This window comes from Levyella massiliensis, assembly GCF_000308275.2.
GTDB lineage: Bacteria > Bacillota > Clostridia > Tissierellales > Peptoniphilaceae > Murdochiella > Murdochiella massiliensis_A.
This window is the reverse complement of sequence record NZ_HG529490.1, coordinates 1-17522: the sequence shown is the minus strand read 5'-3', so window position 1 is coordinate 17522 and position 17522 is coordinate 1. Positions and strand designations below refer to the sequence as shown.

The following is a 17522-nucleotide window of genomic DNA, read 5'->3' as shown; positions in this document are numbered from 1 at the left end:
CCTTACTTCGTTTCGCGATGCAGGGTGTGCTTTTTGCAGAACGGGCAGTACTTGTTCAGCTCAATACGCTCAGAATTTGTTTTCTTGTTTTTGGTGGTATCGTAGTTTCTGTTCTTGCATTCCGTGCAAGCTAATTTAACTTTATCAGCCATTGTTTCCTCCTACTCCCAAAATCGCATCCTTCCTCCGCCTGCCAACGAAAGAATTCTCTGTCGGGAATTTTTGCGCACTCAAAAAACATATCCCGACGGATACGTTTCATTAGTGTATCATGACTTCCGCGCGGACGCAAGCTTTAGCGATGTTTTTGCCGGCTTCAACAGTCGTTGATATGTCGCATCCATGCCGAGGGCGCCGAGCGGCGCCGTAACCAGAATACCCACCACAGCTACTGAGAGCACAATCGGCCCGCAGGATAAGCCCATTGCTAAGGGAACGGAGCCGATAGCAGCCTGCACAGTCGCTTTCGGCAAATACGCAATGATGCTGAAGAGTCGCTCCCGTTGGGAGAGCGATGTGCCCGAAACCGAGAAGACGACGCCAATGGAGCGGAAGAGGAGGCCCAAGACGATCATGAGTATCGCCATGGGGCCGGCTTGCAGCGTGTAGCGAATGTCCACAGCCGCACCGACGAGAACGAAAAGAACGACTTCGGCGGCAATCCAGAGTTTGCCGAATTTCTCGGAGAGGCGGTTGGAGACGCTATCAATGCTTTTGATGCGCAACACGCACGCCATGCTCACCACGGCCAGCAGTCCTGAAACCGCAACCTTCCCCTTCAGCACCTCCTCCATGGCCATTAATAAAAAGGAGACGCCCAGGATGATGATGACTTTAGCGCTGTTGCGGACATAATGTTCACGCGAATAGGCGGTTTCGAAGAAGCGGCTCAAAAGCAGTCCGACCACAGCGCCAATGATGACGCCAAGCGCGATGGAGACGGGAATGGCGGCAAAATCCAGCAGGTGTACCCCGCTTCCCTGTGCCATGCCCAAAAACGTGGAGAAAAGAACGAGGACAAATATATCATCGCAGGAAGCACCTGCCATGATCATCTGGGGAATCCCTTGGTCCGTACCGATTTTTTTCTCCATCAATGCTACCATGCGCGGCACGACAACTGCGGGCGAAACAGCACCCAACACGGCGCCCATAACAGCAGCATCGACACGCGAAATCCCAAAGAAAAACGGCGCAAACAGCACAAAGGCAAGCACCTCACACGTCGCCGGCAAAAACGACAACAAGATCGCCGGACGACCGACTTTTTTGAGATCGCTCAAATTTAAGGATAAGCCCGCCTTCAGCAAAATAATAATGAGGGCCAGTTTGCGCAAATCGGCCGAAATCGCCAGTAAACTGGGCGAGAGCCAGTTCAACACATAGGGGCCGAGCAGTATCCCCGTGACGAGCATGCCGACAATGCGCGGCAACTTAATTTTTTCACACAGGGCGGCCATCGCCATACCGACCAAGAACACCCACGCAAGAGATGGTAACACAATATTCCTCCTTCTTATATTGACTGATTTCGTACAAACCGAATTTGATCACATCGCGCGCAAAAAAGCTGATGCTTCTGCGATCGTACTCACAGAAGTCATCAGCTTAATAAGCGGTTTAGGTTTCCCAAGGGAGAACTTCATTCCCTAGGGCATTATAGCACGATCCATCGTTTCTGCGTAAGTTTCTTGATAGGACATACCGCCTCCTATTTTTCAGTTGGTCCACGTCAACAGTGCACGTACCTCATAACCGGCGTCTTCCAACGCTTTGCGACCGCCAAGTTCGGTTAATTCGGTTAAAAACAGTGTGCCGGCTACAACGCCGCCAGCCGCTTCGACCAATTCACAAGCGGTTTTGGCCGTGCCGCCGGTAGCCAGCAAGTCGTCCATCACCAATACGCGAGCGCCATTCGGAATGGAATCGCGATCCACTTCGATGGAGGCTTCTCCATATTCGAGCGTGTACGATTTTCTGACCAAATTGCCAGGCAATTTGCCCGGCTTGCGGGCCATGATGAAGCCTTTATGTAATTTGGCTGCTACAGGCACGCCCACGATAAATCCACGCGATTCCGTCCCCAGCACATAGTCAAAATCCAGACCATCCGCGGCATCCGCTAATTGCTGCACCATGGCTCGCAAGGCATCCGGATCCGACAAAATCGTCGTAATATCCTTGTAGCTGATCCCCGGTCCCGGGAATCCTTCAATCACACGCATCTTCTTCTTTAAATCCACTGTTTTCTCCATCCTTTTCCCTGCCTTCGCTTTTCTTTGTTTTTAAATCCCTCAGAAAAAATTTGTTAAATTGTCCAATCTGTGGTATGATGCCTTAGTCAGCAATCGACAACGGGGTGTAGCGCAGCTCGGTAGCGCGCCTGCTTCGGGAGCAGGAGGCCGGAGGTTCAAATCCTCTCACTCCGATTAAAGACCGGAAACGCATGTTTCCGGTCTCTTTTTTTGCTCTTTTGCAGGAGACGTACGCTCTGTGAGAAAATGCGCTCAAACTCTCAGCCAATGTGCTTCCTGTCATCAGAGACACCTACAGTTCGTCCGTATCAATCCACAACGTAAAGGGGCCATCGTTTACCGAAGCAACAAGCATATCCGCCCCGAATTGGCCGGTCTGTAAATCCGGCAGATCCTTCTTGACTAAGTCCACCATGGTATCATACAACTTTTTTGCCATCGCCGGGGGCGCTGCCGTCGCAAAACTCGGACGATTGCCTTTTTTTATCGATGCAAAAAGGGTGAATTGTGACACTAAGAGCACATTGCCCTCCACAGCCGCCAAATCCAAATTGGTTTTCCCCGACGCATCCATAAATACCCGTAATTTACGAATCTTGTTCCAAAGTTTAACCACTTCGTCCGTCGTATCTTCCGGCCCAACCCCTAGATAAATCAAATATCCGCGATCAATCGCTCCGACAATTTTTCCATCGATAGTTACCGATGCACTTTTCACAGTTTGTAGTATCGCTCGCATGGTTTCACTCGATCGTAAATCCCAGATCGGCAATATCGCGATTAAAGCCGACCACCGTAGCAACGGATAAGTCTTCCGGCGTTTTTCCATCAATCTTGGCAAGTTTTTGCAACACGCCGTCCGGGCACGTGATGATATCAACGCCCAGTGCCTCTGCCTGGAACACATTCCATACTTCCCGCGTCGATGCCCACAACAAGCGCACGGCCTCATATTTCTTACAAATTTCTGACGCTTCTCGCATCACCGGAATCGGATCCAGTCCATTATCTCCCAAACGCCCTGCAAAAATGGACACATAGGTCAGGGCTTTCGGACTGACCGCTTCCACAATCGCCTTCGTCTGCGCCACCGAATACACCGCTGTCACATTGATATTCACGCCTTCCGCCGATAACTTTTGAATCAGCGGCAACATGCTCTCCCCCTTCGTGTTCACCACAGGAATCTTTACCATCACATTCTTCCCGAGTTTAGCAATGATGCGCGCTTCACGTTCCATCCCTTCCGCATCATCGGCGAACACCTCAAACGACAGCGATCGATCCGGAATGGCTTCCACCATTTTCTTGGCATAGGCCGTGTAATTCTCCACGCCCGCTTTTTTCATCAGAGACGGATTAGTCGTAAAGCCATCCACAAGGCCGCTTTCATACTGTTTTTTCATCGTCTCCGGTACGGCACCATCCGCAAAAATCTGCACTTTCAACTCTTTAAACATAGTTTCTCCTTCCGAATGGATTGCATAATCCGATGGTTACGTTGCGACAATGTGTCGATTATTATTCCTGTTGCTGTCATTATACCCATTCGCCGCCCCGGACATGCCCCGATTGGCCGTCAAAACACGCTTAATCGCTTAATATAGCGACGAATGCTGCAAATAGAGATCGATACGCATTTCGGCCACTTCAAAGGCCAATGAGCAAGTGTCCGATTCAAAGGTAACAATTAAGTTATCGCCAATGCAAATACCATGCGTTTCATAAAATTGAAGCTTCTTTAGCGCATGGTTTGAATAGTCGGGGTCCCCCATCATGCCAAAATGCTCCCAATATATTTCCTTCTCATGCATCGCATCATAAAAAGTAAAGTCCGGATAGTATACCTGATTTTCGATGTATAACGGACATTCATATTTATATACAATTTTTCGATCATAAAATAAATCCGCTAAAATCTTTTCACTTTTTGAACGCACTCTTTCGCCATTCTTCGACCCATAAGACGTCGCGTCCGCGGAAAAATACAACGGTGTAAAGGGCTGTGACAGCCAATCTTCTAACTTTTGCCGCTTCGTTGGAGCAATGGGCGTTACCAGTTCCCTTCTCGACGGCTTCATCGTTTCATAAACGGCATCAATTTCATCATCGCTAAAATCAAGATTCCACTCTTGCAACTGCTGTAATCGCCTTCCTAACAGCCCCGCAATTTTCCGATCATACGATTGTTGCGCCAACTTTTTGGCGCTACTCCATTCCGCTGTTCCTAAATACTTTCGTTGTCGTTGCTTCCCGCCTTTCTCGGTTTTGCAATGATAATATTGTGGCGTATGATGACGATCATCAATTTCCAAGAATCCCGGAACCCGTTCGCGGGAAGGCTTCAATTTTTTTAACAGGCCCTGGTACTTTTTCATCAAATCTAAACATAACGTTTTAATTTCCATCCGACCTTTTTCCAAGCGCTCCCTCCATTCCTGCCCTACAAAGATGGCTCCACATCACCTCTTCTCGACAATTCCATTATTTCAAAAAACAAGGTGCGCCTGTGTCCCATTCTTCAGGGCTTTTGTCTCGCCTCGTCCCATTCGCATTTCAAGTCGATAAAATCGTAGGAACGGTTCATTTTTTGGCGAAGAAGCTTATTGCGCATTAGTGCTTGACACGTGGGGTTAGCAAATACAGGGTTCAGAAAAGGTGAGGGGGGCTCTGCCGACTAGGTATTTTCCCATATAGCGTTTTTACCTTGCTGCAAAACGCGTGGACCAGGGCGCTGGCGACTAGGTATTTTCCCATATAGCGTTTTTACCTAGCCGCAAAACACGCCGACCGGGACGCTGGCGACTAGGTATTTTTTCATATAGCGTTTTTACCTAGTCGCAAATGACGCCGACCGGGGCTTGGGCGACTAGGTATTTTTCCATATAGCGTTTTTACCTAGCCGCAAAACACGCCGACCGGGGCTTGGGCGACTAGGTATTTCCCCATATAGCGTTTTTACCTAGCCGAAAAGGGCGCCTGCCGGGACGCTGGCTACTAGGTATTTTCCCATACAGCGTTTTTACCTAGTCGCAGATGACGCTGACCAGGGCGCTGGCGACTAGGTATTTTTCCATATAGCATTTTTACCTAGCCGCATATGACGCCCACTGGGACTTGGGCGACTAGGTATTTTTCCATTTAGCGTTTTTACCTAGTCGAAAATGACGCCGACCGGGACTCTGGCGACTAGGTATTTTCCCATATAGCAATTTTACCTAGTCGCAAATGGCGCCCGCCGGGGCGCTGGCGACTAGGTATTTTCCCATATATCGTTTTTACCTAGCTCCCTTTAGCAATCCCCTCCTGTGCAGGTGTAAAAAAATGTGATAAAATGATTCTACTTTTCGGGGTGTGGCGCAGTTCGGTAGCGCGCGTGGTTTGGGACCATGAGGTCGCAGGTTCGAATCCTGTCACCCCGATAGAAGAAGCCGTCGGAAGAAAACTTCCGACGGCTTCTTTATTACTATCCAAATCACAGTCTCCGCACAACGACGCTCGCTTTCTCAGCACCGCATCGAAGTGAGGCCCTTCCTCTTGCACCAGCGTCACAGTCTCCTCGCACCAGCACTTTCTTTCGCAGTGCCACGTCGAAGCGAGGCACTACCTCGCGCACCAGCATCCACTTTCGCTACGCCGATTAGCCGATTAACCAATCAGAGAATCCTGCAGGCTGCGTAGGCGATAGACCTGCGTGGTGGTATCTAGGGCAATATCGTCTTCCGTCAAAACCGTGTCCTTAGCAATGGCGCGTTTGGCAACGGCGTTGCCGACGATGAGGCCGATGGGGATGTGACGAGCTTCTTTTTGGGCGGCATGCGTTTCAAGGCAACCGCGGACACAGAAGCCGCCAATGCCATCGATAGCTTCGCCTTCGGCAATGTCCTTCTTGGCGACAGCGACGGTTTCCGAAATGGGGGTATCCAACGGCACGATGGCGGCACGCTTGTGGAGCACCGCGCGCGCGATGGTGAGCGGTGTTTCGAGGCTGCCCAGATGGAACGGACGATACAGAATCTGATGGTCTCGCTTCTTGTTGAGCATATAATTCATTTCACCGATTACTTCGGCGTTCTGGCCCTTGACGATAACAAAAACACCGGGGGCAATGCCGTCCACGTACTCGACAACACCAAATCGATTGAGAATGCCGCCGTTACGGACGAGGTCCAACTGTTCCACCGTTGCATCTAAGTCGCCGGCAATGCCATGCATACCGTCAATGTCGGGGATAAAGCCGGTGGCGTTGGAAAGAAGATTCATCTCTGCCATTGTTTTGGTGCCGTCCTGGAAGGAGGCAAGCATATGCGGGTTCATGCCGCGCTCTTCCGCTTCCTGGCGGGCGGTATCCGGGTTGGCGTAGGGCTTGAGCTTGTTGTTTTTGCCCTTGCCGGCAACAAGCACTTCCATGCCCATGGAACGCGCAAAATTGAAAAGGCTGAATGTTGCTGCAGGCTCATCGCCATCCGAACCTGTGTACATCAGGCCGGCGGCGTCATAGAGCTTCTTCATGAGCACACCAATGGTGATGTCGATCTCGACATTTAATAGCACAAGGTGTTTCTTGGCCAGGAGCGTGGCCATGGAAACGCGTGCACCGATTTCCGTCAGGCCGGTAGCTTCCACCACCACATCTACATCTTTCGCATTGATGACGTCGCGATACTCTTTGCTCGTGACGATATTATGCTGATCTTGAGACGCCTGCAAATAAATGGCTTTCGCTTTTTCGGCGCGTTCCAACTGCATATCGCAAATACCGGTCACGCGCATCCCGGGAATCGTTGCAATCTGGGAAATCATACCGGTTCCCATTTGCCCGGCGCCTATGACGCCCACGCGAATCGGATGTCCTTCCTTTTCACATGCTACGAGCTCTTGGTACAAATTTGCCATCTTATCCTCCCTTGGATCATCGCTTCCGCAATATTTCTCGATTCATGGTCTGCTGTCGCGTCGTATCGGAAAGCATCGCATCCGTCGCTTGGAAGCGACGAATCCAAGACAACGCTTTTCCCGCGCCGCGAACGACACAACTGACGGCCTGCTCCGCATAGCGCACGCGAATGCCATTTTCTTCTTCGATGAGGGGACCCAAGCCGCGCACCAGAGAACCGCCGCCCGTCAGTATTATGCCCTTGTCAAAAAGATCGGCGGACAATTCCGGCGGCGTTTCTGCCAAGAGGCGATGAACGGTATCTGCAATCTTCTGCAGCACCGGCGCAATCGCCTGTGCCAGATCATCACGCGTCAAGTACACGCGGGCAGGTAAACCGTCCGCCATATTGCGTCCCTTCACTTCCACGCGCTCCGGCACTTCCGTATCCAACACAGAGCCCAATCGGATTTTTACCGTCTCTGCGGTCCGCTCGCCAATCATCACATGATGTTTATCCCTGATAAAGCGAGCGATGGCAGCATCCATGGCATCGCCGGCAACGGGAATCGCTTCCGAAACCACAATACCGCCGGCGGAAATAAGCGCTGCATCCGTTGCACCGCCACCGATATCCACCAGTAAAGTACCGCTTGGATCCATGATATCCACGCCAACGCCCATGGCTGCCGCCAAAGGGGCTTCGATGAGGAAGGTCTGATGCGCGCCGGCCGCCGAGGCCGCCTGTACCACCGCACGCTTCTGCACCTGCGTCGCCAAAGTGGGGACGGTGATGATCACGTCCGGATGCAACAGACTTTTATCCATGCTACGTTGCAAAAAAACGCGCAACATTTTTTCCGTGGCTCGATAATTGGAAATCACGCCACCCTGCAACGGTTGCCGTGCCACGATATTGCCCGGCGTACGGCCCAGCATGTCTTTGGCTTCTTCTCCGACGGCAACGATGGAGTCCTTATACAAATCCAGCGCCACCACAGACGGCTCCTGAAACTTCACACCTTCCGTCCTCGTGAAGACACGCACATTGGTGGTGCCCAGGTCCACTGCTAAATTTTTCCGTAACCAGGCCATGCTCTACTCCAAATATTTCTTTAAGGTTTCCACCTGATCCAGTTCTTCCCGAGAATAGCGATCATCGGTACGTCCAAAATGCCCGTATGTCGCTGTATGCGCATAAATGGGACGACGCAAATCCAATTTCTTTATGATAGCGCCCGGACGAAAATCAAAGACTTCCTGAATAATCTGCAGTAAGGCTTCATCCGACAATTTCCCCGTGCCGAACGTATCAATGGCAATGGAAAAAGGCTCCGCACGACCGATGGCATAGGCAACAGCAATCTCTGCCTTGTCAGCAAGGCCTGCCGCTACGATATTCTTGGCCACATAGCGGGCATAGTATGCCCCGGAGCGATCCACCTTGGATGGATCCTTTCCGGAGAATGCGCCACCGCCGTGATGTCCTTCGCCACCATAGGTGTCTACAATAATCTTACGGCCGGTCAGCCCCGTATCCGCATTGGGTCCTCCCATTTCAAAGCGTCCCGTCGGATTCACGTAGAATCTGGTCTGTGAGTCAATCATCAACGGATCCAAGCATTCCTTCACCACGCGATCCCACAATTGCTCTTTAATCTCTTTCTGATCCGCTTGGGCATCGTGCTGCGTCGAAATCAGAATCGCATCAATGCGCTTCGGGCGATTGGCTTCGTCATATTCTATCGATACCTGCGTTTTGCCGTCCGGACGCAGATGGGGCACGATATTCTCCCGACGCACCTTGGCCAGGCGTTTTGCTAAGCGATGAGCCAGCATCAGCGGCATGGGCATGTACTCGGGCGTTTCATTGGTTGCATAACCGAACACGATGCCCTGATCCCCAGCGCCCTCTTCCGACAGCGCTTCTTCTTCGCCTAAGCGTGCCTCTTCCGAACGATCCACGCCACAAGCAATATCCGGTGACTGCTCGCGAATCGTCGTAATCACGGCACAATGTTCGGCATCAATGCCGCTGTCCGCGTCCGTGTACCCGATCTTTTTTAATGTTTGGCGCACAATGGCATTGATATCTACATCCGCCTTCGTGCTCAATTCGCCCATCACAAAAATGATGCCCGTTGACGCCATGACTTCACAAGCGCAGTGCGATGCGGGATCCTGCCTTAGCACTTCGTCCAATATTGAATCCGCAATCTGATCGCAGATTTTATCCGGATGCCCTTCGGTCACGGACTCCGCCGTGCGAATGCGTCCTTTTTTGATTTCTTCCATGTTTCCTCTCCTATGGCTCGAATCACTTGTTCCAAGCAGCTGCGGCTTCAAGCCCGCCACTATTCTTCTGATCGTACTAATAAAACATTTGCCAGGCAGGCGATGCCTTCCTCGCGTCCGACATAGCCCAAATGCTCTGTCGTGGTAGCTTTGATGGAAATCTGTTCCGTTTCGCAAGCCAGCGTCTTAGCGATGGTTTCGCGCATCGCTTGAATGTAGGGTGCCATTTTGGGCTTTTGCGCCATAATGACGCTGTCCACATTGCCAACGACGTAGCCGGCTTCGTGTACCAAGGCCAGCACGTCCTCCATCATCCGCAATGAGCAGATGTCTTTATAGAGGGGATCCGTATCCGGAAAATGCCCGCCGATGTCTCCCATGGCTAAAGCGCCCAGCAGAGCATCGTTTATGGCATGTACAAGACAATCCGCATCGGAATGTCCCTCCAGCCCCTTTTCATAGGGAATGCATACGCCGCCCAACACCAGCTTTCGATTCTCCGCAAAGGCGTGCACATCAAAGCCCATGCCGGTGCGGAAGGGCAACTTATTCATCCAAATCCTCCCGTTCTGTCAAAATACGTTCGCCAAAAAGCAAGTCCATCGGCGTCGTTATTTTAATATTGGCTTCATCTCCCTCAACGGTGGCTACCCTGCCGCCAAATATCTCCACCATCTGCGCATCATCGGTAATGGGAATTTCTTCCCAGATTGCCTTTTCGTACGCCTCCAGCAGCGCTTTCTTCTTAAACATCTGCGGCGTTTGTGCGCCGAACAGATGCTCACGGTTGGGGGTGTTTTCGATAATGCCGGCTTCGTTCACAAATTTAATGGTGTCCTTCATGGGTAACACACAAATGGTGCCGTCCACATCCCCTTTGAGCAAACGCGCTAAACAGCGTTTAACCACAGCAGGGGCAATAAAGGGACGAGCACCGTCATGCACGGCAATATAATCGGTTTCCGGCGGAAGATGCTTCAGGCCTTCTTTTACAGAATCTTGTCGGGTCGCCCCGCCCAGACAAACGCAAACACGTGAAAAATTCTCCCCGAATACTTGGGGGAGAATGTCTTTCTTCACTGTCGGCAGGATGTCTTCTTTCACTACAACCACATAGGCATCAATAACGCCCGAGCGATGCAGTGCACGCAGGGTGCGTTGCAGCACACGACCGCCGTCGATTTCAATAAGCATCTTGTTTTTCATATGTCCCATGCGCGTGCCCAAGCCCGCGCCGGTCACAATGGCTGTAATAAACGGTCTTTGCATCCGTACCCTCCGCATTCCTTCCTCAATCTTAACACACTCAGAGGAACATAAAAAGGTGAGAATGTGAAGGCAGAACGGTTGGACTGTCGAAGAAAATTAGCGCACAGCTGGGACGACTTGGGATCTGCATTCTTTCTTTGACGCTGTCAACCGTCATTCCGTGCGTATTGCTTCGATCGCGGAAATACGGGTGGCACGACGAGCCGGCAAATACCCCGCCAGAAGACCGATGCAGGCGGAGAAAAGAAACGCGGCAAACGGCAGCCAGAATGGGATGATGCTGATGAGAATTTCTTCATCGCCGCCAAGATCCTGCTGCCGCAAAAACTCAGCGAACATATGATTGGCACCCATGGAGAACAAATACGACACAATCACACCGAAGATGCCACCGATGATACCGATCAGCATCGCTTCGATGAGAAACATTTTGCGAATATCGCTGACCTGCGCACCAATGACCTTCATCACACCGATCTCGCGGGTTCGCTCATGGATGGACATAAGCATAGTATTAGCAATGCCGATGGCGGCCACGAGAAGTGAAATTGAGCCGATGCCGGCAAATATCATCTGTACGACGCGGATGCCTTCCTGCTGACTCTTAATGAAATCTTCATTCGAGTATGCGGAGAGCTTCAACTCCGAAATCGCATCAATGACCGACTTGATATTCTGCAGGTCATCCACCGTTACGGTAGCAACATCATAATGGCGATTTTTCGCTTTGCCGGAGGCCGCAGAGGATGAAACGGATTGTCCACCCTTTGAGGCATCATCTGCGACAGAAGCGTTTAAGCGATGGCTTTTTTGATCCAGGCGATCCAAGGTATCAAAGGAAATATAGACGCCGCGCGGCGATAAGAGATCCGACTTTTCGAACGTGCCGGCATACGTGAGCATGTGGCGATTTTGCGCCGGGCCGTTACCGATCGTGATCGCGTTCTCTTGGCCAAAATCCATAATGCTCACGAAGACTCTCGCCTTTGCAAAGTCAAAATCTTTCTCCGGCTTCATAACGCTGATGTTCTTAGAGGCATCATAGCGAAGCACGCGCAGCGACGGACTCACGATGAAAGGGTCCCGATTGGTCGATTGCGGAATGGCCCCGCGTTTCATCTTGATATTGCTTTTGCGCAGTTCGTCAAAATCGATGGCTTGCATATTGCCTGGTGCATGCAAATCCGCATCTTGAAATTCCAGCGTGTAGGGCACGTACTTGCTGGGCAAAACCGCTTTCACATGCGGGATACGACGTATCTTTTCTACCTCTTGCTCGCGCAAATAGCCCCTCTGTCCGCCTTTCGAAGTGCTATCCGAGGCTTTTGTCGGCGTCACCGTAATGGAATTCAGTTGTGCAAAATCCTCCATCTGCTTACGCGTGCTCTCCTGCATCCCATAGCCAAACGATAACATGAGAATAATGGCCACAGCGCCGATTATCACGCTGATCACCGTCAGGATCGTACGCGATTTGCGACGCAATAAATTGCGCCACGCCAGGGGGATAAGGTCAAGATTACGCATCCAAGTCCAGCTCCTTTTCCTGCCGTTTCTTTTTATTATGGCGACGAATGAGCAAGATGGCCACGACCACAGCAATCGCGAAGATTCCTACCGGTAGCCACGGAAAATGTGAAGGTTGCTCAACGTCCTTGGGCTGCAATGTCTTCGGATCATAGTATTGACTGGTTTCCGGGTTCACCAACAATCCGGTTTTTGCATCGTTTTGGAGCTTGTTGCGATCGACTTTTCCTTCGCCGACTTTTCCCGTTGCCGTCTTTTGGAAGGTCTGCTTTTTCTCATGCTTTTGTCCCGTCGAATCCTCATAGGTAATCAAAATCGTGCCATTCATTTGATTATCTTCAGGTACAATCTCTCCTGAAAAATGATCTGAAGCACCAGGATTGAAATTGCCCACATAGTAGCGAGGCGAGCCGCTCACTTTAAAGCCATCTCCCTGAATCGTAACCATGAAATTGGTCAGCGGATCTTTGCCGGTGTTGTAAAGGTCCAGGTCCACGTTAACCGGTGTGCCCACCGACAGATCTTCTTCACCGGAGGACCCTTTGATTTGCACATCGCCAAGGAGAATATCCGCCGTCTGTACGACGGGAATACCAATGGTTTCCGTCGCCGTAAATTCATTGCCGAGCAAATCCTCATATTCAAAAGCCACATTAATGGAATAGTTTTGCGCGGCCAAGGTCGGTGCTGTTTTCAAATGAATGGTCTTTCTTGCCGTGTCTTGCGGACGAATTTTAGCAATGTAAAAGGTGTTGGATGAGCCTACCGGTGTAAAGACCGAGGCACTCCCCGACGGCATCATGGCTGCGGTGTCCTTTCCCATCTGCGATGCTGTGGGAATCGCTCCGCTTTCGCCGCCCCCCAGGCTGATTTTAATATTGCGCACGGATTTTTCCGCATTCGTATTGGTAAAGGTGAGCGACAGTTCAAATTCCTGTCCTGCTTGCGGCATCTCCGGGCTTAAGCGGTAATTGGAAACGATCAGTTTCGGCTTGTTTGCCACCGTAACTCCCATGCCAAGATTGCCATTTCCATTGCCATCATTGCCACCCGTCAGCATCTGCGGCAGATTTGTGCTGTTAATCATTGTCTCTCCCTCCCTGCGAAGCGGCTGCTATGATTTCCCTTACTTCTTGTCTTTCGGCCGCCGAACTGTTCGTTCCTTCGTTCTTTCGTGTATGACGCTCAATTGCGCCATCACGCATATGCAACATATGATCCGCATAGACGGTCATTTCTTCATCATGCGTCACCATAATGACCGTAATATTTTCTTTTCTGGCAATGCGCTTTATCAGATCCATCACTTCAAAGCTTGTCTTGGTGTCCAGGTTGCCGGTCGGTTCATCGGCAAACAAGATCTTCGGTTTACCCACCAACGCACGGGCGATGGAGACGCGTTGCTGTTGCCCGCCGGAAAGCTGATTCGGGCGATGATAGAGTCGATCCCCCAGTCCCACCAGCGATAACACGCGTTTGGCCGCCGCTTCATATTCCTTCTTGGGCACGCCTTTTACCATCAGACTCAACGTTACATTTTCCATCGCATTGAGCGTGGGAATGAGGTTATAGGATTGGAATACAAATCCGACATTCAAGCTACGAAAGAGAGTGACCTGCGCTTCATTCAATTGTTCCAAATGAATGCCGCCAACAATAATCTCGCCCTTGGTTGGCTTTTCCAGTCCTGCCAATGCGTTAAGCAATGTCGATTTTCCGGAGCCCGAGGGACCCAGTAAACAGATGATTTCTCCGCGTGCAATCTCCAAATTGACGTCGCGTAACGCATAGACTTTATCATCGCCCATGCTAAAAACTTTGGTCAAATGGCGCACGCTGATAAACGGATTCTCCAAAGCTGCCTCCTTCCCTTTGTTTTTAGTATAAACGACGCTTGCGCCTTTTCCAGTCACAAATCTTAAAATTTCGTTAAAGTTGCACCTTGTATCCTCGCCGAAGGGCATGTATTCTAGAAGTAGTTTTCTCTAGAAAGGAGCTTCCATGGCCAAACAACGAAAGCATCGACAAACCAAAAAGCAAGCGACATGCTCCTCCTATGTCTTCTTTGTCTTTTTGCTCTTCGCTTTGTTTTGTCTGGTATTGCTTCTCAACGGTAAGAAGAACAGCGATCTTACCCATGTGCGATATTATTCGGAAATACAAAAACAGGCCCAAGCGCATCATCTGGATCCCGCTCTGGTTGCTGCCGTGATGCGCCAAGAAAGCAAATTTGATCCGCAAGCCGTCTCTCACGTGGGTGCAAAAGGGCTCATGCAAATCATGCCCTCGACCGCCCCGGACATTGCGCGCATGGCCAAGCGCAATATTTCTAAAGATAATTTATTCGACCCGGCCACCAATATTCTCTACGGCACCACCTATCTTCGCTATCTCTTGGATCGCTTTCAAAACGAAACCGCTACGGCGCTTGCCGCCTATAATGCCGGTCCCAATGCGGTCTCCGCCTGGCTGAAGGATTCCTCCTACAGTAGCGATGGCAAAACCTTGCACACCATTCCCTATGCCGAAACGCGCAACTATGTAAAAAAAGTCTTGGACTATTATAAAGAGTATCGCTAAAAAACGAACGACAAAGCAAATTGACCGTGCCTCTCTTTGTTTTTAACAAGAGGCACGGTCAATTTCGCCTTATTGGCACTTACGTTTTTACTTTTCGCTTTTTTCCTCTACATCGCTATCCTTTCCGGCAATGCCCGGATGCGTCATGGCATACGGATTAAAGATGCGGTCCAATTTTTCTTCCGTCATCAATTTTTCTTCGAGCACCAAATCGCGCAAGGATTTATTCGTTGCTAAAGCGGTCTTTGCCAGACGCGACGCCGTAATGTAGCCGATATGCGGCGCCAGGGCCGTCACGATGCCGACACTTCGATGCACTTCTTCTTCCAAATTCTTCTTGTTCGCTGTCAAGCCATCGATACAATGCACTCGGAAAGTATAAATAGCTCCCTTCAGACCTCGCAGCGATTCAAAGATTTTATAGAAGCAAACCGGTTCAAAGGCATTCAGCTCCAGCTGTCCACCTTCCACGCACATGGTTACGGTCATATCATTACCGACCACAGCAAACGCCATCTGGTTCACGACTTCCGGAATAACCGGATTTACCTTGCCCGGCATAATTGATGACCCGGCCTGGCGCGCCGGCAACGTGATCTCATGAATCCCCGAGCGAGGCCCGGAGCTCAAGAAGCGCAAGTCGTTCGCAATTTTCGATAAAGACAACGCATAATTTTTCAATACCGACGACGCCACTAAAAAGCCATCCAGGTTTTGCGTCCCGTCAATAAGATCTTCATTCTGCTTCAACTTCAATCCCGTTACTTCGTTCAGCTTCGGCACAATATTCTTCACATAATTGACATCCGCATTCAACCCCGTACCAATGGCCGTACCGCCCAAATTAACGACGGACAATGCATCAATCGCCGCATCAAAACGCTTCACATCTCGTTTCAATAGCGCCGTATACGCTGCAAATTCCTGTCCCAAACGAATCGGCACAGCATCCTGATTCTGCGTGCGCCCCATTTTAATGTAGCTGTCAAACTCGCGGCTCTTCTTGTCAAACGACGCATTCAACTTCGTCGCTTCGTCTTTCAGCTCCATAAAGTACCGAATCATCGCAATCTTACCCGACGTCGGAATAACATCGTTCGTCGATTGTCCCTCATTCACGTGATCATTCGGATGCACCGGATCATAGCTTCCCAGTTTACCCCCTAGCGCTTCCGTTGCCATATTTGCAATGACTTCATTGGTATTCATATTAAAAGACGTACCGGCGCCGCCCTGAATCGGGTCCACTACAAACTGATCCAAATTCTCACCCGCTAAAATACGGTCACAGGCATTAACAATCGCGTGTGCTCGTTCTTCATTCAGCTGATGCACTTGCAGATTCATCAGCGCTGCAGCCTTCTTCACTTCCACCATGGCTCTGATAAACTCCCGATCCACGGGGTTTCCTGTAATCGGAAAATTCTGCACCGCACGCAATGTATTCGCCCCATAATAAGCGCCCGCAGGGACCTTCATCTCGCCGAGCGAATCGTGCTCGACTCTATACACTTCCTCCATGCCACACTCCTTTGAAATAGATAACCTTTTCCTATATGCCCCGGCGCCACACCTAAGGGCCCAAATCTGATGGTTCTACCATAACACAATAATGGGTGTGCGCAAAAAAAATATCCTGCGAGGGCAGGATTCCCACGGCGCTTCGCGCCTCTGGATGCCTCGCTCACCGCTCGACCTACGCGCCTTCGGCGCTTGGCCTTGCGGGAGCTCTGGCAATCCCACGGCGCTTCGCGCCTCTGGATGCCTCGCTCACCGCTCGACCTACGCGCCTTCGGCGCTTGGCCTTGCGGGAGCTCTGGCAATCCCACGGCGCTTCGCGCCTCTGGATGCCTCGCTCGCCGCTCGACCTGCGCGCCTTCGGCGCTTGGTCTTGCGGGAGCTCTGGCAATCTCACCGGGTTCTCATCCTGCCCCCTACTTTTACAAACAAGCAAAAAGGGCAGCACGTTGTGCTGTCCTTTTTGCTTCTTCATTGCGGGGGCAGGATTCGAACCTGCGGTCTCCGGGTTATGAGCCCGACGAGATGCCACTTCTCTACCCCGCGTTATAAAGAAAGGACACGAAACGTGTCCTTTCAATTAATTGGCGACTACCTACTCTCCCAGGCCGTTTCCAGCCAAGTACCATCGGCGATGTAGGGCTTAACTTCTGTGTTCGAGATGGGAACAGGTGTATCCCCTGCGCTATCGTCACCATATTGACTTGTCGTTGGAACAAGTCCTCTCCATAACAATGACTCACCTATTCTATAGGCGGTCGAAACAACTTCCAAGCAATTCGCTTGTTTAGCCATTTCCCAATCGTAATAGGTATTTCTGGTCAAATATTCGAGAGATTAGTATCAGTTAGCTCCACGCATTACTGCGCTTCCACCTCTGACCTATCAACCGTGTTTTCTTCACGGTCTCTAAGAAATCTCATCTCGAGGGGGGCTTCGCGCTTAGATGCCTTCAGCGCTTATCCCTTCCGAACGTAGCTACCCGGCTATGCTCTTGGCAGAACAACCGGTACACCATCGGTTCGTCCATCCCGGTCCTCTCGTACTAGGGACAGCTCCTCTCAAATTTCTTACGCCCACGCTGGATAGGGACCGAACTGTCTCACGACGTTCTGAACCCAGCTCGCGTACCTCTTTAATGGGCGAACAGCCCAACCCTTGGAACCTGCTCCAGCTCCAGGATGAGACGAGCCGACATCGAG

The 17522-nt window shown here is 50.9% G+C and carries 16 protein-coding genes, 3 tRNA genes, 2 rRNA genes and 1 riboswitch; of the genes, 3 read left to right on the top strand and 18 right to left on the bottom strand.

From position 1 onward, the window contains the following. Positions 1-2: 2 nt before the first annotated feature. The 3 genes from rpmG to BN98_RS00100 all read right to left on the bottom strand — a co-directional run bounded on the left by rpmG (position 3) and on the right by BN98_RS00100 (position 2255). Positions 3-152 (bottom strand): 50S ribosomal protein L33, encoded by a 150-nt coding sequence (gene rpmG, locus BN98_RS00110; protein WP_019190359.1) that lies wholly within the window; start codon positions 150-152, stop codon positions 3-5. 117 nt (positions 153-269) lie between these two features. Then, positions 270-1502 carry a cation:proton antiporter gene (locus BN98_RS00105; RefSeq protein WP_040942487.1) on the bottom strand — a complete coding sequence of 411 codons (1233 nt, stop codon included), beginning with the start codon at positions 1500-1502 and terminating at the stop codon, positions 270-272. Positions 1503-1587: 85 nt separating this feature from the next. Next, a riboswitch (Fluoride riboswitch) is annotated at positions 1588-1659 on the bottom strand. Positions 1660-1718: 59 nt separating this feature from the next. Continuing rightward, complete coding sequence (locus BN98_RS00100) at positions 1719-2255, bottom strand: adenine phosphoribosyltransferase (protein WP_019190361.1); 537 nt, start codon at positions 2253-2255, stop codon at positions 1719-1721. Between the two features lie 100 nt (positions 2256-2355). Here BN98_RS00100 and BN98_RS00095 point away from each other — a divergent pair. After that, a tRNA-Pro gene (locus BN98_RS00095) sits at positions 2356-2429 on the top strand. A gap of 118 nt (positions 2430-2547) precedes the next feature. On the opposite strand, the gene dtd is transcribed toward BN98_RS00095, so the two are convergent. The 3 genes from dtd to BN98_RS00080 all read right to left on the bottom strand — a co-directional run bounded on the left by dtd (position 2548) and on the right by BN98_RS00080 (position 4663). Beyond that, positions 2548-2994: a D-aminoacyl-tRNA deacylase gene (dtd, locus tag BN98_RS00090; RefSeq protein WP_040942486.1), complete on the bottom strand. Its 447-nt coding sequence runs from the start codon at positions 2992-2994 to the stop codon at positions 2548-2550. A gap of 4 nt (positions 2995-2998) precedes the next feature. Continuing rightward, complete coding sequence (locus BN98_RS00085) at positions 2999-3715, bottom strand: transaldolase (protein WP_019190363.1); 717 nt, start codon at positions 3713-3715, stop codon at positions 2999-3001. A 138-nt stretch (positions 3716-3853) separates the two neighbouring features. Further along, complete coding sequence (locus BN98_RS00080) at positions 3854-4663, bottom strand: hypothetical protein (RefSeq protein ID WP_242826667.1); 810 nt, start codon at positions 4661-4663, stop codon at positions 3854-3856. A gap of 940 nt (positions 4664-5603) precedes the next feature. On the opposite strand from BN98_RS00080, the gene BN98_RS00075 reads away from it, so the two are divergent. Continuing rightward, positions 5604-5677 (top strand) — tRNA-Pro (locus BN98_RS00075). Between the two features lie 226 nt (positions 5678-5903). Here the strand turns inward: BN98_RS00075 and BN98_RS00070 are convergent. The 8 genes from BN98_RS00070 to BN98_RS00035 form a co-directional block, all read right to left on the bottom strand. After that, positions 5904-7151: an NAD(P)H-dependent oxidoreductase gene (locus tag BN98_RS00070; protein WP_019190365.1), complete on the bottom strand. Its 1248-nt coding sequence runs from the start codon at positions 7149-7151 to the stop codon at positions 5904-5906. Positions 7152-7167: 16 nt separating this feature from the next. Beyond that, positions 7168-8226: a rod shape-determining protein gene (gene mreB / locus BN98_RS00065; RefSeq protein WP_019190366.1), complete on the bottom strand. Its 1059-nt coding sequence runs from the start codon at positions 8224-8226 to the stop codon at positions 7168-7170. Between the two features lie 3 nt (positions 8227-8229). After that, on the bottom strand, positions 8230-9426 hold the full coding sequence (gene metK / locus BN98_RS00060) for a methionine adenosyltransferase (protein WP_040942485.1): 1197 nt from the start codon (positions 9424-9426) through the stop codon (positions 8230-8232). A 59-nt stretch (positions 9427-9485) separates the two neighbouring features. Then, complete coding sequence (gene ispF / locus BN98_RS00055; RefSeq protein ID WP_019190368.1) at positions 9486-9980, bottom strand: 2-C-methyl-D-erythritol 2,4-cyclodiphosphate synthase; 495 nt, start codon at positions 9978-9980, stop codon at positions 9486-9488. Continuing rightward, entirely contained in the window at positions 9973-10695 is a 723-nt protein-coding gene (gene ispD, locus BN98_RS00050; protein WP_019190369.1) for a 2-C-methyl-D-erythritol 4-phosphate cytidylyltransferase, read from the bottom strand. Before ispD ends, ispF begins: the two co-directional genes overlap by 8 nt. A 153-nt stretch (positions 10696-10848) precedes the next feature. Next, the gene (locus BN98_RS07695) at positions 10849-12222 is read right to left on the bottom strand and encodes an ABC transporter permease (protein ID WP_019190370.1); all 1374 of its coding nucleotides are present in this window, start codon (positions 12220-12222) and stop codon (positions 10849-10851) included. Continuing rightward, entirely contained in the window at positions 12215-13309 is a 1095-nt protein-coding gene (locus tag BN98_RS00040; RefSeq protein WP_019190371.1) for a COG1361 S-layer family protein, read from the bottom strand. Before BN98_RS00040 ends, BN98_RS07695 begins: the two co-directional genes overlap by 8 nt. Further along, positions 13302-14078 carry an ABC transporter ATP-binding protein gene (locus BN98_RS00035; protein ID WP_019190372.1) on the bottom strand — a complete coding sequence of 259 codons (777 nt, stop codon included), beginning with the start codon at positions 14076-14078 and terminating at the stop codon, positions 13302-13304. Before BN98_RS00035 ends, BN98_RS00040 begins: the two co-directional genes overlap by 8 nt. Before the next feature lie 145 nt (positions 14079-14223). Between BN98_RS00035 and BN98_RS00030 the strand changes: the two genes are divergently transcribed. Next, positions 14224-14802: a lytic transglycosylase domain-containing protein gene (locus BN98_RS00030; RefSeq protein ID WP_019190373.1), complete on the top strand. Its 579-nt coding sequence runs from the start codon at positions 14224-14226 to the stop codon at positions 14800-14802. 87 nt (positions 14803-14889) lie between these two features. Here BN98_RS00030 and BN98_RS00025 read toward each other — a convergent pair whose 3' ends face one another. The 4 genes from BN98_RS00025 to BN98_RS00005 form a co-directional block, all read right to left on the bottom strand. Further along, positions 14890-16323, bottom strand: a complete 1434-nt coding sequence (locus tag BN98_RS00025) for an aspartate ammonia-lyase (protein WP_019190374.1) — start codon at positions 16321-16323, stop codon at positions 14890-14892. A 471-nt stretch (positions 16324-16794) separates the two neighbouring features. After that, positions 16795-16866 (bottom strand) — tRNA-Met (locus tag BN98_RS00015). Positions 16867-16902: 36 nt separating this feature from the next. Continuing rightward, positions 16903-17019: ribosomal RNA gene (gene rrf / locus BN98_RS00010) — 5S ribosomal RNA — on the bottom strand. A 118-nt stretch (positions 17020-17137) separates the two neighbouring features. Beyond that, positions 17138-17522: ribosomal RNA gene (locus BN98_RS00005) — 23S ribosomal RNA — on the bottom strand; the annotation flags it as partial.

Coding starts and splice junctions, on each gene's coding strand:
- rpmG (WP_019190359.1), bottom strand. CDS start 152: ATGGCTGATAAAGTTAAATTAGCTTGCACGGAATGCAAGAACAGAAAC.
- BN98_RS00100 (WP_019190361.1), bottom strand. CDS start 2,255: ATGGAGAAAACAGTGGATTTAAAGAAGAAGATGCGTGTGATTGAAGGA.
- dtd (WP_040942486.1), bottom strand. CDS start 2,994: ATGCGAGCGATACTACAAACTGTGAAAAGTGCATCGGTAACTATCGAT.
- BN98_RS00085 (WP_019190363.1), bottom strand. CDS start 3,715: ATGTTTAAAGAGTTGAAAGTGCAGATTTTTGCGGATGGTGCCGTACCG.
- BN98_RS00080 (WP_242826667.1), bottom strand. CDS start 4,663: ATGGAAATTAAAACGTTATGTTTAGATTTGATGAAAAAGTACCAGGGC.
- BN98_RS00070 (WP_019190365.1), bottom strand. CDS start 7,151: ATGGCAAATTTGTACCAAGAGCTCGTAGCATGTGAAAAGGAAGGACAT.
- mreB (WP_019190366.1), bottom strand. CDS start 8,226: ATGGCCTGGTTACGGAAAAATTTAGCAGTGGACCTGGGCACCACCAAT.
- metK (WP_040942485.1), bottom strand. CDS start 9,426: ATGGAAGAAATCAAAAAAGGACGCATTCGCACGGCGGAGTCCGTGACC.
- ispF (WP_019190368.1), bottom strand. CDS start 9,980: ATGAATAAGTTGCCCTTCCGCACCGGCATGGGCTTTGATGTGCACGCC.
- ispD (WP_019190369.1), bottom strand. CDS start 10,695: ATGCAAAGACCGTTTATTACAGCCATTGTGACCGGCGCGGGCTTGGGC.
- BN98_RS07695 (WP_019190370.1), bottom strand. CDS start 12,222: ATGCGTAATCTTGACCTTATCCCCCTGGCGTGGCGCAATTTATTGCGT.
- BN98_RS00040 (WP_019190371.1), bottom strand. CDS start 13,309: ATGATTAACAGCACAAATCTGCCGCAGATGCTGACGGGTGGCAATGAT.
- BN98_RS00030 (WP_019190373.1), top strand. CDS start 14,224: ATGGCCAAACAACGAAAGCATCGACAAACCAAAAAGCAAGCGACATGC.
- BN98_RS00025 (WP_019190374.1), bottom strand. CDS start 16,323: ATGGAGGAAGTGTATAGAGTCGAGCACGATTCGCTCGGCGAGATGAAG.